General features: G+C 45.0%; 17 protein-coding genes and 1 riboswitch. Of the genes, 2 read left to right on the top strand and 15 right to left on the bottom strand.

The features are described from left to right. The first annotated feature begins 108 nt into the window (after positions 1 to 108). Both DESRU_RS04530 and cobI read left to right on the top strand, forming a co-directional pair. Complete coding sequence (locus DESRU_RS04530) at positions 109 to 933, top strand: sirohydrochlorin cobaltochelatase (RefSeq protein ID WP_013840936.1); 825 nt, start codon at positions 109 to 111, stop codon at positions 931 to 933. An 18-nt stretch (positions 934 to 951) separates the two neighbouring features. Continuing rightward, entirely contained in the window at positions 952 to 1,662 is a 711-nt protein-coding gene (gene cobI, locus DESRU_RS04525; RefSeq protein WP_013840935.1) for a precorrin-2 C(20)-methyltransferase, read from the top strand. A gap of 98 nt (positions 1,663 to 1,760) precedes the next feature. Here cobI and DESRU_RS04520 read toward each other — a convergent pair whose 3' ends face one another. The 15 genes from DESRU_RS04520 to DESRU_RS04450 form a co-directional block, all read right to left on the bottom strand. After that, positions 1,761 to 3,347, bottom strand: a complete 1,587-nt coding sequence (locus tag DESRU_RS04520; protein WP_013840934.1) for a methyl-accepting chemotaxis protein — start codon at positions 3,345 to 3,347, stop codon at positions 1,761 to 1,763. Between the two features lie 253 nt (positions 3,348 to 3,600). After that, positions 3,601 to 3,681 (bottom strand): FeoB small GTPase domain-containing protein, encoded by an 81-nt coding sequence (locus DESRU_RS21720; RefSeq protein WP_420794909.1) that lies wholly within the window; start codon positions 3,679 to 3,681, stop codon positions 3,601 to 3,603. A gap of 381 nt (positions 3,682 to 4,062) precedes the next feature. Then, positions 4,063 to 4,797, bottom strand: coding sequence for an elongation factor P 5-aminopentanone reductase (gene ymfI / locus DESRU_RS04510; protein WP_041275584.1), 735 nt, complete (start codon positions 4,795 to 4,797; stop codon positions 4,063 to 4,065). A 150-nt stretch (positions 4,798 to 4,947) separates the two neighbouring features. After that, a complete protein-coding gene (gene metE, locus DESRU_RS04505; RefSeq protein WP_013840932.1) occupies positions 4,948 to 7,242 on the bottom strand; it encodes a 5-methyltetrahydropteroyltriglutamate--homocysteine S-methyltransferase in 2,295 nt (764 codons plus the stop codon). A 79-nt stretch (positions 7,243 to 7,321) separates the two neighbouring features. Next, positions 7,322 to 7,511, bottom strand: a riboswitch (cobalamin riboswitch). Positions 7,512 to 7,568: 57 nt separating this feature from the next. Then, positions 7,569 to 7,838, bottom strand: a complete 270-nt coding sequence (locus DESRU_RS04500; protein ID WP_013840931.1) for a hypothetical protein — start codon at positions 7,836 to 7,838, stop codon at positions 7,569 to 7,571. 300 nt (positions 7,839 to 8,138) lie between these two features. Next, the gene (locus DESRU_RS04495) at positions 8,139 to 8,354 is read right to left on the bottom strand and encodes a hypothetical protein (RefSeq protein WP_013840930.1); all 216 of its coding nucleotides are present in this window, start codon (positions 8,352 to 8,354) and stop codon (positions 8,139 to 8,141) included. Between the two features lie 18 nt (positions 8,355 to 8,372). Further along, positions 8,373 to 8,975, bottom strand: coding sequence for an HMA2 domain-containing protein (locus DESRU_RS04490; RefSeq protein WP_013840929.1), 603 nt, complete (start codon positions 8,973 to 8,975; stop codon positions 8,373 to 8,375). Next, positions 8,972 to 11,074, bottom strand: a complete 2,103-nt coding sequence (locus tag DESRU_RS04485; protein WP_041275583.1) for a heavy metal translocating P-type ATPase — start codon at positions 11,072 to 11,074, stop codon at positions 8,972 to 8,974. Before DESRU_RS04485 ends, DESRU_RS04490 begins: the two co-directional genes overlap by 4 nt. 19 nt (positions 11,075 to 11,093) lie before the next feature. Then, positions 11,094 to 11,597: an HMA2 domain-containing protein gene (locus DESRU_RS04480; protein ID WP_013840927.1), complete on the bottom strand. Its 504-nt coding sequence runs from the start codon at positions 11,595 to 11,597 to the stop codon at positions 11,094 to 11,096. Between the two features lie 3 nt (positions 11,598 to 11,600). Beyond that, positions 11,601 to 12,143, bottom strand: coding sequence for an HMA2 domain-containing protein (locus DESRU_RS04475; RefSeq protein WP_013840926.1), 543 nt, complete (start codon positions 12,141 to 12,143; stop codon positions 11,601 to 11,603). A gap of 322 nt (positions 12,144 to 12,465) precedes the next feature. Beyond that, positions 12,466 to 12,672, bottom strand: a complete 207-nt coding sequence (locus DESRU_RS04470; RefSeq protein WP_013840924.1) for a hypothetical protein — start codon at positions 12,670 to 12,672, stop codon at positions 12,466 to 12,468. 33 nt (positions 12,673 to 12,705) lie between these two features. Next, positions 12,706 to 14,601: a ferrous iron transport protein B gene (feoB, locus tag DESRU_RS04465; protein ID WP_013840923.1), complete on the bottom strand. Its 1,896-nt coding sequence runs from the start codon at positions 14,599 to 14,601 to the stop codon at positions 12,706 to 12,708. A gap of 15 nt (positions 14,602 to 14,616) precedes the next feature. Continuing rightward, entirely contained in the window at positions 14,617 to 14,844 is a 228-nt protein-coding gene (locus DESRU_RS04460) for a FeoA family protein (RefSeq protein WP_013840922.1), read from the bottom strand. Between the two features lie 22 nt (positions 14,845 to 14,866). Beyond that, the gene (locus DESRU_RS04455; protein ID WP_013840921.1) at positions 14,867 to 15,088 is read right to left on the bottom strand and encodes a FeoA family protein; all 222 of its coding nucleotides are present in this window, start codon (positions 15,086 to 15,088) and stop codon (positions 14,867 to 14,869) included. A 29-nt stretch (positions 15,089 to 15,117) separates the two neighbouring features. Beyond that, positions 15,118 to 16,041: a methyl-accepting chemotaxis protein gene (locus tag DESRU_RS04450; RefSeq protein ID WP_013840920.1), complete on the bottom strand. Its 924-nt coding sequence runs from the start codon at positions 16,039 to 16,041 to the stop codon at positions 15,118 to 15,120. Positions 16,042 to 16,257 lie beyond the last annotated feature (216 nt).

Below are 16,257 nucleotides of genomic sequence, written 5' to 3'. Positions count from 1 at the left end.
CCCGAAGAGAGGTAGGCGGTTAAGAGGGTTGATCCATTCTGCCCCTTTTTACCCTTCGCCTTAACTTATTGGAGTTAAGGCTTATTTTGTTTAAGGCTGGTGAAAGAAATGAGCGATAACAAGGCCGTCCTCCTGGTAACCTTCGGCACCAATGTTGCGGAAGCGGCAAATTCCTTTAAACATCTGGAAAACAAAATCCGTAAAGCGTTCCCCGGAGTGGAAGTGCGCTGGTCCTATACCGCCAAATCCATCCGTAATAACCTAGCCCGGCAGGGCTATGCTGTGGACAGCCCCATTACCGCCCTGTCTAAACTCCAGGATGAAGGTTTTACCCGGGTAGCCGTACAATCGGTGCATGTGCTGGCCGGGCAGGAGTATTATGATTTAGTCAACGTGGTGGACAATATGGCCCGCTTTCACGGATCCTCAGGTAAACATTTCCAGAGCAAAATTGGCAAATTCGGTTTCCATCGCTTAACCCTGGGAACCCCCCTCCTTTATAACTTTGAAGATTATCAGGAGGTGGCCGAAGGGATTCGGTCCTTTGTACCGGAAAATCCGGAACACGCCCTGGTCTTGGTGGGACACGGCAGCGGGCACCATGCCTTTAGCACTTACGGCTGCCTCAATGATTTACTCCGTCATCGTTATCCCAATGTCTTTCTGGGAACGGTGGAAGGTTATCCTTCCCCAAGGGAGGTAAAACAGGATTTATCCCGGGCCGGTATAAAGCAGGTAACCGTGATGCCCCTCATGAACATCGCCGGGGAGCATGCCGTCAGCGATCTGGCCGGCGGCCAACCCGCCTCCTGGAAAAGCCAGCTGCAGCAGGACTACGAAGTTTCCGTCAACCTGGCCGGTCTTCTGGATATTGAAGACATTTTAAATATCTATGTAAAACACCTGCGGGAGGCTTATAATAAGATTGATTAAAAATACTAGGAGGGCGCTGTGAAAGGAACTTTATATGGTATCGGTGTTGGACCCGGAGACCCGGAACTGATCACTTTAAAAGCAGTGAACATTCTAAGATCGGTGGATGTGGTAATCGCCCCTCGCAGGGATAAAAGTGAAAAAAGCACCGCTCTGAGCATCGCCCTTCCCCACCTGGGGGAAAGGACGGAGATTTTGGAGCTGGTATTTCCCATGGTTTACGATGAAACCCGCCTTAGCGAAGCCTGGGTGAAATGCCAAAACACCATTTTGGAGCTTCTGAGGCAGGGCAAACAAGCAGCCTTTTTAACCCTGGGAGACCCAATGCTCTACAGCACCTATATTTATGTACACCGTCTTTTATCCAAGCACGGGGTTAATCTTCAAACCATTCCCGGCATCACTTCCTTTTGCGCCGCCGGGAGCCGCCTTGACTTCCCCCTGGCCGAAGGAAATGATGTTCTCTCCATTGTTCCCGCAACATGCAGCAGGGAAAAATTTTCCCGGATACTGGAGGCGTCGGATAACGTGGTGGTCATGAAAGTCTATAAAAATACCCCTGAAGTCATTGAACAGCTGAACAACCACAGCTTGGCGGAACATGCCGTAATGATCAGCAAATGCGGTCATCCGGACGAAGCAATTCACCAGGATATTCGCAATGCGGCAAACCTAAAGCCAACTTATCTTTCAACCATTTTAGCCAGAAGGCAGCCTCCCGGAAGATAAATCCTCCCAAGCGATAAAAAAACCTCTGAAGCAGCCAGGGTTATGAACCCGCGCTGTCCAGAGGTTTTCCTTTATTATTTTGTTTTCACTGTGATGATTTAAATTTTAAAACCACCGGCCAATCGATCTAATTCCTCTGCAACTCTCTCTAAGGCCTCGGAAGAAGCTAAAATTTCTTCGGTAGCAGCGGTTTGCTCTTCGGTGGAGGCGGCGACACTTTGTACCCCGGAAGACATTTGCTCCGTCGCCGATACGATTTCATAAAGTTGAGTGGTTAACTCTTTTGTTCCCTGGGCAATGGTATCAAAACTTTTTCCGCCTTCTCTAAAAAGAAGGGTGCCCATTTCAATTTCTTTATTGGCAGCGTCTAAACTAACGGCAGCCTTTTGTGTTTCCAACTGAATGTCATGAATTAACTCTCTGATCTCCGTGGTTGCACTGGCAGACTGTTCAGCCAGCTTGCGAACTTCTTCAGCAACCACGGCAAAACCCCGTCCGTGTTCACCGGCTCTGGCTGCCTCAATGGCTGCATTCAGTGCCAGTAAATTGGTCTGATCCGCCACAGAGGTAATTAGCTCGATAATTTTATTAATCTCCTGGGACTTCTTGTTTACCCCCTCAAAGCTGATGCCGACTTCGTTGGCGGTGTCGGTAATTTTCTGCATTTGGCCAACTACGTTAGAAATTCCTTCACTTCCCGCATCTGCTAGTTTCGAATTATACTCAGCGGTTTTGCTGATATCCTGAATATTCATGGCTACGTTATCAACCGTACCGGAAATTTCACTCATGGTAGCCGCTGTTTCATTGGCGCTGGCAGCGGTCTGTTGCGAGTTAGAAACTAACTGCTGGGTAGCAGAAGTTACTTTTTTGGCATTATCAATCAGTTGAAGCATAATAAGTCTTATATTATCCACCATTTTATTTACGGCCGTGGCTAATTGGCCAAATTCATCCTTTTTGGTTACCTCAATCTTTTGGGTCAAATCTCCGCCATTTTCCGCCATTTCATTAATCTTGGCAATGGAATGATTTAACGGCAAAACAATACTGGCTTTGCTGAAACGATAGACAAAGGTCATAGTCACCAAAACAATAATTCCGATGACCAAAACCATCTTATAGCTTTCTTGCTGAACAAATTTATCAATGTCATCAATATAAGCCCCGGTACAAATAACCCAATTCCAGGGTTCAAAAAGTTTGGAATAGCCCCGCTTGGGAGAGGCCTCGGTAGCTCCCGGCTTGGGGAACCAAAAGTCGGAATAATACCCTTCCTCCTTATTCTTTTGGGCTCCTTCTATGTATTCCTTGCACAGATACTTTCCTTTGGCATCCTGTTCGTTCAGTCTGCTTTTTCCCAGCAGTTCCGGTTTCATCGGGTGCATTACGTTGATGTAATCGGTATTGTCAATCCAAAAATACCCGTCTTCACCATAACGCATCTCTTTAATTTCATCCTTCGCCCTGTTTTGTGCCTCTTCCGCAGACAGCTCTCCTTTTTCTTCCAAGGCATAGTAATACTTGGCAATCGAATAGGCATTATCCACTGCATTTCTACTCTGGATATCTGCCCTGGAATACATCTGGTCTTTAAAATTTGGAATTACGTAGAAAAAGGTAATGATGACCAAAAAGCTGATGGGGATTACTCCGATTAACATTAACTTATTTTGTAATCTCAATATGTCCGCTCTCCTTTTCAATCCAAATAAATGAACGCTTGTTAATCCTTCGCATCCGCACTATTCTATAATCATAGTCTTCATAGTATAATTTGGCAATAAACGTTATCAATTTTTTATCATTTGTTAATCTTCTTTTTAAGAATTAAACCGAGCGCGGATAGATCGCGTCAATGTAGAGAAAGAGAGATATAAGCCGTAAAACCATAAATACCCGGCATGTCAATGATTACCGGGTCACGGTTTTGAAATCTTAGAAAGCCTTCTTTTTTTCAACGGTTACTCCAGGATAGTTCCCAACATGCTGGCGAGCCCCGGTAAGATTATTAAAAATAGTGGTCTTAAATGAAAGCTCTTTAATTTAACTTCCATGGGATCTCCCAGAGGTGCATACTTTTTTACTTCCAAGGTCACCCCCGGCACCACGGCCCATATCAATGATCCTGCGATAAACTTGTCCTTTTTCATTAATTTCTAATGCCGTTTCTTTTTCACCATGACACATCTGACTTAAGGTCTTGGCTATGGCGTATCCCCCCCTCCGCATAACCAATAATAATAATCATTATCAATTACTGGTTATACTTTACATGGACAAGGTGTGCCGGTCAACCTTTTATTTTGAACTTACCTGTGAATCTTTCTCTCAAACACAGCAATGCTTTACCTATTTTGTCACGGTTAAGAAGGTCTTACTAGCAATAGAATGGATTTTCTAAATAACAAATCCGCCATTGGGGCTTAAAACCTGCCCCGTTAAAAAATCAGCCTTTGTAGAGGCCAGAAAAAAAACAGCATTGGCCACATCCGTTGGCGTTCCAAACCTTAATAAAGGAGTCTCCTCCAACAAGCTACTTCTTTCCTTTTCATTTAGCAAATCATTCATATCTGTCTCAATAATTCCAGGCGCCACACAGTTCACCTGAATGTTGGACGGGCCTAGCTCCTTGGCTAAAGCCTTGGTAAAACCAATGACCGCTGCCTTGGCGGTGGAATAGTGGACTTCACAGGAGGCCCCGGTCATTCCCCATATGGAAGATACGTTAATGATCTTTCCTTCCTTTCTGCGAATCATCCCCGGTAAAACACACTGGCAGCAGTAAAACATTCCTTTAACGTGAATGTTCAGCATGCGATTCCAGTCATCCTCCGTAATATCCATAAAGAGTTTTTGCTGCGCAATACCGGCATTATTAATTAAAACATCAATGGTTTGAAAGGTTGACAGGCTTTTTTCAACCATTGCCTCCACTTGATCACGCTTAGCGATGTCCGCTCTATAAACCATCACCCGGTGTCCCTGCTCCTCAAGGGAAGAGGCCAGAGAGAAGGCGTCCTTTTCAGAATGTAAATAATTGATAATAATATTATAATGATTCTTGGCAAACACTTCTGCGGTTGCACGGCCAATCCCCCTGGAACTTCCGGTAATAAGGACGGTTTTTTTCATCAATCCGACAATCCTCTCACTGTTCAATATTTTCCTTTTGTTATTAAATATAATATAAATCATTTCTTTCCACAAACATTCCTGCTTTCGCCTTGGTTCATTAAAAAAGCGAGGTTCAAGCCGGTTAAGCTCTTGAACCCCGCATCATGATTATAGGAGTTTTTTTCTTAAATCTTTGGCCGCAGCAACCATATGCTGCAGACTGGGCACCGTTTCCTCCATACCCCTTGTTTTAAGTCCACAATCCGGGTTAACCCATAGTTTCTTTAGGTCCAGCTTATGAATCATTTTCATTAATATCTCTTCGATCTCTTCCTTGCCCGGCACCCTCGGAGAATGAATATCATAAACCCCGGGACCAACCTCGGTTCTGAAATGGTTTGCGTTCAACACATCAATAATGGACAAATCGGACCTTGCTGCTTCAAAAGTAATGACATCTGCATCCATATCATCGATTTCTTTTATGATATCTTCAAATTCACTATAGCACATATGGGTATGAATTTGCGTATGGGGTTTAACACTTGCATGAACCAGTCTGAAAGCCTTGATGGCCCAGCACAGATATTCATCGTACCAGTCCTTTTTCCTAAGGGGCAGCTTTTCTCTTAACGCCGCTTCATCAATCTGTATAATTTTTATGCCCTTGGCTTCAAGGTCCATGACCTCCGCTTTAATCGCCAGAGCAATTTGGTAGGCAATATTTTCCAGGCAAAGATCCTCCCTGGGGAAGGACCAGTTCAATATGGTTACAGGTCCTGTAAGCATTCCTTTGATCGGCTTGCTGGTAAGACTTTGGGCATAGTCAATATAGTCTACCGTGATGGCCTTATTCCTTCTGACATCTCCAAAAATGATGGGGGGCTTTACACACCGGGTGCCGTAAGATTGCACCCAGGCATTTCGGGTAAATAAAAAGCCCGCAAGATTTTCCCCAAAATATTCAACCATATCGTTTCTTTCAAATTCACCGTGTACAAGAACATCCAGCCCGATTTTCTCCTGCAGTTGAATTAACTCCGTAATTTTTTGCTTTATGGTTTCCTGGTACTGTTCATGAGAAATCCCTTGGTTCTTATATTGCTTCCTTAATTCCCTTATCTCGGAGGTTTGGGGGAAAGAACCAATGGTGGTGGTAGGAAGCAGGGGTAAATTCAAGGCATTTTTCTGCAGCTTTATTCTTTCTGCAAAAGAAGGCATTCTTTGAAAATCACTTTCTGTAAGACTGCTGATTTCCTTCCTTACGTCCTCATACCAATATTCTTTGTTCTCCAATTTTTCTTTAATGATCCGTTGATTTCTTATATATCTTTCATTTTGTTCAAAGGCTTGCTCATGGAACAGTTCTGCTAATTCCATAAGTTCGTCCAATTTCTCCTCGGCAAAGGCAAAATGAATTTTATATTTTTCAGCTAATTGAGTTTCATTTTTAACCGTATAAGGAACATGAAGCAAGGAACATGAAGTATTTAAAACAATCCGGTTTTTTTCAATGGAGCCTGCTATGAAGTCTAATTTTTTTAGGGTATCGCTGTAATGATTTTTCCATATGTTTTTACCGTTCACAACGCCGACAAAAAGCACTTTGTCCTTGGGAAACCCATATTGCTTAATGAGCTCTAAATTCCTGGGTCCTTCAACAAAATCAAGTCCTAAAGCATCAAAATCAAGGGAAATCAATTTTTCGTATACATCCCGGACATCCCCAAAATAAGTCTGCAGCAGGATTTTTACATTCTTTTTCTTGCTTAACAGCTTTTTGTACATGAACTGGAAAATCTCAATATCCTCTGCTGTTAAATCTGTTACCAGAATGGGTTCATCCACTTGGAGATAGTCCGCTTTTAATTCGTTGAATTCATTCAGAATTTGTTCATATACAGGCAAAATATCTTCGATATAATCCCGGTAGGTTTTTGTACCGTGGTTTATTTTAGACAATTTTAAAAAGGTAAAGGGTCCAATCAGAACCGGCTTGGTTTTTATGCCCAGGCCCAGTGCCTCAACATATTCCGCAAAGGGCTTCCTACTATTGAGCATGAACTTGGTACTGTCACTGATCATGGGAACCATGTAATGATAATTGGTATTGAACCATTTTTTCATGGGCAGGGCCTTGGCATCGTTTTGGGCATCTTGATACCCCTTGGCCATGGCAAAATAGGTTCCCAAATCATCAAGCCCTAATCTTCGATAGCTGTCAGGAATAACATTTAATAAAAAGGCGGTATCCAAAAAGGTGTCATAAAAAGAAAAATCATTGGACGGAATAAAATAAACACCTTTTTCCGCCTGCAATGACCAGTGCTGCTTGCGAATTTCTGCAGCCTTTTGCAAAAGTTCTTCCTTGGAGAGTTTTCCATTAAAATAACTCTCAACCCACTTTTTTAATTCCCTCTGAGCTCCTATTCTCGGGTATCCCACGGTTGATAAAAGTTGCACTTTCCCTTCCTCCTCAGTATTAATGGAGGAAATAGACACAATTATACACAAATCGTCTCTATCCCCATTCCCAAAGATTGAGATTTTTGCTTTTAAGGCAGGTCTCCTGGCTTCCCATCATCCTACTCTCCTTACCTTCCCACCGTATGCACGGCAGTGGCCATACCGGATTTCGTCTGAGTTACAGTAGTGGGTGCTGCTCGGGATTTCAACCCGATTCCCTATTATCCCTTTTGATTATAAAAGGGCACCTTAAAGCATTATCATCGTATGATTTTATTTTAAAACTTTAGCACTGTCAAGTCTTAAATAACTTTTAAAAGAGTCTAAACCAATATCCATTCCGCCTCAAAATTCCTTAATCTGGTCTGCAACTCGTCAATTCTAAGCAGTAAAGTTACCCTCTCCTCTTCCAAAAGTTTGATGTTGGCTTCAAAAAAAGCAAGATCATCCTTGACTATATTCAGGAGATCTCTTAATTTTTTATTCTCCCGTTGTAATTTCTGCCGCTCCTGTTCAGCAAAGGGATTAAAAGAATCGCCCTTTCCATCCCTTTGGCTGGCAAAGGATTGGGTTATTGCTGTCTGTAATGGCATTGATTTCATCCCCTTACCATTTATAACCGATAAGTAACATCATCTCTGAACAATCCGTATTGTTTCACTTTTAAAACCCAATTATTAATAATATCAATAATGATAATGATTATCATTATTGATATTATTGTAATCGATGAGGTGATGTTGGTCAATCCCTACTGGTTCATGATTTCTTCCGGTCACGATATTTTCCCCTTTATGCTATTCGATCCTGCTTCGTTCATCTTGTAAATAAAAAATTCCCGGCAGGTCCATTACAGACGAAACCGGGACTACAGTATCCACTGCTATCATCCTTTAGGAGGCAGCAGCAACTTGTTTTTCAGCAATTAAATCCTCCAGGCGTTCTTTCTGTTTCATCAACTCTTCCAGTTGAATATCCCCAGCCTCTTCCTTTGGTACTGGTACGAGGTTGCTGAACTTTTCCTTGTTTTCAGTAAAAGTCTTATATCCTAGTATCCCAGCTACCAAACCAACCCCCAGGCCAATCCAGAAATCTGTTCTCGTAAACATATTTTTCACCCCCTTAAATTAGTTTGTTAATGTTGCACACTTGGTGTTATATTGAGGCCAACCAAAAACAATCTCAATAAAGTTGAGCAGCCAGGTAACAAACATGCCCATCAACGCCCGGTCACTTTCTAAAGAAAGAATACTGAACAACCCGGCTAAGGTATCCAGGTGCAGGGATCGATTGCCGCAGCTGACCACATCCCGGTGGGTTAAAACAGCATATCCGGTAATACCAGCCGCCAGATATTCCAAATAATGAACCCCATTTCCAGCAGTCCCCGCCTGGGTTACCGCTCTTCTGGAGGCATGAGCCACCAGCAGTGAAGCCCCGGCCAGCAGGGACCAGAAGAGATCTTTTTTATTAACATCCATGCCCGATCCGAAACCATGGTTCAGTACCGGTGGCTGTGCAGGAATATTCCTCAAAATGGTGTTTTGATCGATTTGTTGAGGATCATAACAGATCAGCAGCGTTTTAATAACAGGGTTTATCCTCACTAGAGCAACCCCCGGCAATTTTCCCAGCTTTTCACCGATGCTGTTCAATCTGAAAGTCCCTTGGAACTCCAATCTTAATCTGCCGGGTAAGGAATGCCTGATTTCGTAACCTTTACCGCTCATCTGCTACTCCCCTTTATCAATATCCTGGCACTGTTTAATACCACCCCGATGGTGGCTGTGTTGTGAATTAAGGCAGATACTACCGGGTTAATTCTTCCCATGGCCCCCAGCAAAATAGCAACCGTATTGATGGTGATGGTCGCGGCAAAATTCTGGCGGATAATGCCCATGGTCTGCTTGGCCAGGCCCAAGGTTTCCGGCACCGCCAGAGGATCGTCGATATTAATGGTGATATCCGCTGCCTCCACCGCCACATCGGTCCGGCTGCCCCCCATCGCCACCCCTACATCGGCAAAAGCCAGAGCCGGAGCATCGTTAATGCCGTCACCAATCATCATCACCTGGGAACCCCGCTGCATTTTAGCCACCAGCAGGGCCTTGTCCTGAGGCATAACCTCCGCTTGATAGGAATCAATTCCCAGATGGGTTGCCGTTTGCATGGCAACATTCTTACTGTCCCCGGTGAGCATAACCACTTCGTCAATGCCCAAACGTCTTAACCGATTAATGGCCTTTTTCATTTTAGGACGAATGGGATCGCTGATGGCTAAAACCCCCAGGGTCTGGTTTTCTCTGGCCACATAAACCACGTTATGCCCCAGTTCCCGGTGTCGGGTCTCCGCAAAATGAAAAGATGCACAGTCAATCTTATTTTCGGCCATGAAGGTCCTGCTGCCTACCAATACCCAGCCGCCGCCCACCGTGTCATCGCCCGGCAGAGACGCTTTAATTCCCCTGCCAACCACCGTTTCGGTACTGTTGTGCTGAGGAATAGGCCAGCCGGCCTCCTTGACCCGGGCCAGAATAGCCGTTGCCAGAGGATGGGTCGAATGATACTCAGCCGCAGCTGCCAGAAGCAGGACTTCCTGCTCACTGACCTCCCCGGTGGTATCCACCGCCATAACCACCGGTCTCCCTGCGGTTATCGTACCGGTTTTATCCAGCACCACGGTGTCAATGTTGGCCAGGGACTCCACATAGTTGCCGCCTTTAATAAGCACCCCACGGCTGGCTGCCCGTCCAATGGCAGCAGAAATGGCAGTGGAAGTGGATAGTTTTAAACCGCAGGAATAATCAATAAACAACATGTTGAGCACCCGCTGCCAGTTTTTGGTTACCCCGTATACCAAAGCAGCGGTTACAAAAGACAAGGGGACCAACATGGTGGAAATCTTATCGGCAAAATTTTGTACCGGTGCTTTCCGGGTATGGGCCTCTTCCACTAAATGAACAATTCGGGCCAGAGCCGTCTGGTCCCCGACCTTTTCCACTGTAATTTCTAAAAAACCGTTTTTAACAATGGTCCCGGCATAGACCCCGTCCCCTGCCACCTTTTCCACCGGCATATATTCACCGGTGATAGAAGATTGGTCTACAGCCGCCCGGCCATCGGTAACCCTGCCGTCTACAGAAATTTTCTCTCCTGTATGTACACACACAGTGTCTCCGGATCGCAGTGACTCCACAGGAACCTTTTCCTCGCGGCCTTCGGCATCAACCCGCCAGGCCAGTTGCTGATCCAGATTTAACATTCTTGAGATATGGCTGCGGGTTTTTTCAGCGGTATAGCCGGTCAGAAGTTCTGCTGCATTGGAAAGCAAAATAATGGTCAGACTGGATTCCGGTCTTCCCCCCAGCACCGAGGCAGCTACGGCAGTAGCCGTCAAGGTATCTGCGTTAGGCTGTAAATCGGTAACCAAACTCTTTAGGCCGCTTTTAAGAAAGGACCTGGAAATAAACAGCACCAAAAGGCTTCTGGCTAGATACATTCCGCCATAAGCTGCAGGATGAATTCTTTTGACCAACTCCAAACCCACTAGACTAACGGCGGAGGTGATCAAGCCGTTTCTATTTCTGGAAATTTCTTCTTTTAGCTCTGATTGGTAAGTAATGGGACCCCTTTGATCCTGCCTATGCCTTTTAATAAAATTGCTAACTTGTCCACCGGCCGCCGGAGAACATACCACCCGTAAATTTCCTTGCTCATCAATGTAAGCGCTGGACACTCCCTGAAAAGATCTCAGTCGGGCTTCCAACAAAGCTTTTTGCCGGTTGGACATGGGCTTACTTAGCCTAAAGCAGAGTTTGCTGTGCCTCATGTAATTCCCTTCCACCATTTTAATGTGCCTTTTTCATCAGATTATAAGACCACCACATCATTTGTGGACCGCTGGGCCACTGTTTTAACCGCAAGGCTTTCCTTAAACCCAGGATTAAAAAAACTCCCGCCAAGGAAGTAGGAAAATCCAGAAATCCATCCGTTCTTTTATATACACCGACATTCATATGGCCAAACATGCCCTGGATTCTTTTCCTTAGTTTACCTGCCCGCGGAAAAAAGATCTTGTCTTTCATCAAGTGGTTTACGAATTCCTCTGAACAATGATAATTGATTACCAGAGAACCGGTAATCCGATTGATGGTGAAACGGTTAACCCCTTGTACCGTTTTAAAATAACCCTCTACCTTTTTAGCATATTGATCGTCCCACTTGAGCCTGGGATCATGATAACGCCTGCGGCCGGCAGTACGATGAACCAGCTTTATACCTCCGTTGCCGCCAGCCTTACGCAGTTGCTCGGCCATCAAAGTGCCAACCGCTAAGCCTGCCATATAACTCATAGATTACCTCCTGTCATATTTACTTGCAATAAGTCCCTCTATTTCCTGCAGAAATTTATTACCAAGCACAGCTTCGGGAGAATATTCAATGAGAACGGAACCTGTTTGATGATTTACCGTAAAATTCTGTATTTCCTTGATATCCGCTAGATAGTTGCTCAAATCCTGAGCTTTGGTCTGGTTATTGTGGATTTGCCGGGAATAAATTCTTACCCGGCCAGGAATATAATGCAAAACTTGAACACCGGTAAGGTGCCGGAACATTTTCTTCTTTACGGTTCCACCGATCTCTTCCAGGAAATTTTTGATACCGTCACGCTCCCTCCCCAGATGATGATACAAACCTTTTCTGTACTGATGCATGTGCATAAAAGAAAACCCGGAGAAAATCAAACCTGCTGCCCGGTGCCCTTTGCTGCTGAAAGGCAGGGAGGCCAGGCAAAAAAACAGGGACCCCAGCAGTCCAAGAGCCAGTTTAGATTTTGAAGGTTTAAACAATGGAGTAACCACCCCTTCACCAATAATGATAATAATTACCATTATCATTTCTTATTATCCAACTGTAAGGCAAACTGGAAAGACTTTTTTATATTTTAATACCAATTTTTGCTTTTGTCCTCAAGGTAATGAATATATTTTTCCAAGACATGATTAAATGATTGCAGTTGAGAATTTATATGATGATTAATTAATAATAGTCTAGCCACCGCCTCCTTAAGATCCGCCATTCTTTCTCACCTCATTATAATCATTAATTATGATTGGTCCTCGCTCTAATCTTTCTTAGATAACAAAAAGCCCCCTTGTCTGAAGAAAGTGCTGGCCAAAGCTGGCCTCAACTTTCTTCAGACTTAGCAGGCTTAGGTTTTTAGGATTCTTGCGTTTTTGTGCGGTCCTGCCGGGTTTCATCGTGGCTGCATTGACTGCTGCAACTGCCACCGCAACCACAACTATCGGAACCACAACAACTGCCATTTTTTATGCTGGATACTTCCCGGCGAAATCCCCGCAGGGTTAGGAAACCAATCCCGGCAGCCAGGACAGCGGTGACGACCAATCCGGTAATGTTTTCCATATTCATCCCTCCCAACTCAAGCTCTTGGCAAACCTAACCACCCAATCCCAGTAACAGGCCGACCCGGTAAACCAGCAGAGAAACAATCCAGGCCAGTGCAAAGGTATAACCCGCCGCAAATAAAGTCCATTTCCATGAGTTCAGTTCTTTTTTAATGGTTCCCAGGGCAGCGGCGCAAGGAGTGTACAACAAAGTGAATACCAGAAAAGCATAGGCGGAAAGGCTGGTAAAGCTTGCGCCCAAAGCAGCCTGCAATTGTGATGCGGCATCCACCGCTTCTTCCGCCAGTTCAGCGACTCCGTAAATTACACCCAGGGTGGAAACCACGGCTTCCTTCGCTAAAATACCGGTCAGTACAGCCACTCCGGTCTCCCAGGAACCAAAACCATGGAAGGCAAAGAGCGGAGCAATGACGTGGCCGATGCTAGCCAGCAAACTGTCTTGAATTTCAGCCGCGCCGGAAAAGTTATAACTGCTCAGAATCCAAATGACCACCGACATACTGAAAATAATGGTACCTGCTTTAACCAGAAAACCCTTTCCTTTTTCCCAGGTTTGCAGCAAGACCGTTTTTAAGGTAGGTATACGGTAAGGCGGTAGTTCCATCAAAAAGGGCTCGGCGTCTCCCTTGAAATAGGTGTTTTTAAAGATCAGGCCCATGATGATGGCCATGGCGATGCCAAGCAAATAAAGAGAAAGAACAACCACACTTTCCCGACCCGGGAAGAACAAAGCGGCAAATAAGGCGTATACCGGAAGTCTGGCGCCGCAGGACATGAAGGGAGTCAATAAAACGGCCATTTTGCGGTCCCTATCGGTATCCAGCGCCCTGGCACCCATAACAGCCGGCACACCGCAACCAAAGCCAATCAACATAGGCAGAAACGCCTTTCCGGATAAGCCAATTCTACGCATGGCCCGGTCCATAATAAAGGCAACCCTGGCCATGTAGCCGGTTCCATCCAAAAAGCTGATTACTAAAAACAGAGTAAAAATTAAGGGTACAAAGACCAGTACACCACCAACCCCGGCAATAATACCGTCGATTACCAGGGAATGCAGCCATTCAGCCGCTCCGGCCGCTGCCAGCCCTCCGTCAACCCAGCCGGTCAAAGTCTCTCCAATAAATCCGTCCACCAGATCGGCCAGGGGCTGACCAACCCAGCTAAAGGTTATCTGAAACATTAAATACATAATAGCAATAAAAATAGGAATTCCCAGCACCCGGTTGGTTATTAAGTTATCCAGTTTATCACTCCAGGACTGAACGCCTTCTTTAGCTACTAAAGCCTGATCTAAAACCTTATTAATAAATTCATAGCGGGCTTCAATAATTTCTTCCTCAATCAAGTCGGCGCCCTTGCCGGATTTTTTAATGGCTTCTATTTGTGCCAGATGTTCGGTCAGCAGAGAACTGTCAGCCGCCTTGGTCTGTGCCAGAAAAGAGGGATCCAAAGAATCAATGAGCTGCTGCAGACCACTTCTGCTGGTGGCTACCGAGGAAATAACCGGTGCTCCCAGTTGCTGACTCAAAACCCCCAGATTAATCTCATAGCCTTTGCTTTTGGCCTCATCCATCATGTTCAGATTGACCAGGGTGGGCACGCCCATCTCCAATAATTGGACCGTCAGGTATAGGTTACGCTCGATATTGGAGGCATCCACTACATTGACTACCACATCCGGTTTTTCAGCGGTCAGATAGTCTTTAACAATTCTTTCTTCAATTGAATAAGCGCTGAGGCTGTAGGTGCCCGGCAAATCAATAATATTAATTTTCTGATTGCCTTTGTTCAGTTGCCCTACTTTTTTATCTACTGTAACACCCGGCCAGTTGCCAATGTGCTGTCTGGCACCGGTTAAAGCGTTAAAAATGGTGGACTTACCGGTGTTGGGGTTACCTGTTAAAGCTACATTAAGTGCTGACATTTAGCAAATCCCTCCTTATCCCAAAGATACAATAATCTGTTCCGCTTCAGCCTTACGAAAGGACAGATTATAAGACTTGACCAATACCTCTATGGGGTCACCCAAAGGTGCAACTTTAATAACCTTTAACCTAGCCCCTTTCATAATTCCCATGGCCATAAACCGCCCTCTGGCCTGGCCAGTCACTTTAACACTGTCCACAACAGCCGTTTGGCCTGGTTTAACATCCTTTAACGTGATCATTCTAGAGCCCCCTTTTAATTTTTTATGGCCTTACCATGATATGCTGAGCCATTTCCTGGCCAAGCATAACTTTACCACCGCGAATGGATACAACAAGGGGACCTTGCTGACAGCAACGGCAAACCTCCAGAGGAGTACCGGGAATAAAGCCCATTTCCTCTAAATGACGTTTGCGCTGAGGACAACCTTCAATATCCTGGATAACAACAACCCTTCCTTGCTTAACGCAGCTTAAAGATTTCATCCTAGGCACCTCCTCTAACAAAAATATCACTAGCTTACTTGCCTCTGTAATCCGGCCAGCTTGGTTGCCAATTGCTCCATACAATTTGCTTGGGTCGTCAAAACGCCTGCGCTCTGGCCACTAATATCGGAACATTTGTCTATGACTTCTTTTATTTCCTGAGCGATGCACTGCACCCCTCCCATTCCCAAATCTAAAGCTTCCGCACTGCTATAAGCACTTTCCACAGCAACCACGCCCTTGCCCATGTGTTCCACGATGGTTTGGCAAAGATCATTGACCTGAATAATTAAATGCATGCCGTTTTGAACTCCCTTAGATCCCTGGTGCATCCCCTGCACCGCCATGGTGGCAACGTTCCTTACCTGCCCCAGGGTAGCCGACACATAATCCACCGTCTCCTTGCTTTTTACCGCCAAATTACTGACCTCCTGGGCCACCACTGAAAATCCCCGTCCGGCCTCTCCGGCCCGGGCCGCCTCGATGGAAGCGTTAAAAGCCAGCAATTTGGTTTGATCCGCTATGGATTTAATGGCTTGCAGCATCTCTCCCAGGGTTTTGATATCCTCTTGCAGGCGGGAAGTCATTTCAATAGAGGCCGAAACCTGCTCCTGGATCTCTTCCATCTCGATACGGGCCGACTGCAGGCGGACAGCCCCCTGCTCGGCAAACTCCTTGGCAATTTTTACCGACAAACCGGTGTCCCCCACCTGCTTCATGACTTCCGTTACATGTTTGCTTAGCTCTTCCACCATCCCCTGACTGCAAAGGGCGGTTTCGGTGGCCTCGGAAACCAAGCCGTGGATCTCCTGACCGGAGTTAATCAAGTTGTGGTTTAAATCAAGCAGTTCCCGGGTTAATACATCCAATTCCACTGCTTCCGTTGAAAGCAATGTTCCGGCTAGGCTTTGTTTTTTAACCTGACTTTTCCCTTTTCCAAAAAACGATAACATTTTTCCTCCTTAATTAATGATAACTAAATTCATTATCACCAATTAGTTAAAAATCATTTTGCAAATGGTTCTCTAAAATTAGGATTATTTCTGATTGTGAAACTTTATTTCTAACATAAATCGTGCAAATACAGCATGTATTATCTTAACTATATTTGAAAACGATTATCGTTGTCAATAACCAACAATAATTTTTTAATATTCTTTCAATGTTTA

It is taken from the genome of Desulforamulus ruminis DSM 2154 (assembly GCF_000215085.1).
GTDB lineage: Bacteria > Bacillota > Desulfotomaculia > Desulfotomaculales > Desulfotomaculaceae > Desulfotomaculum > Desulfotomaculum ruminis.
This window is presented reverse-complemented; position numbering and strand designations above follow the sequence as displayed.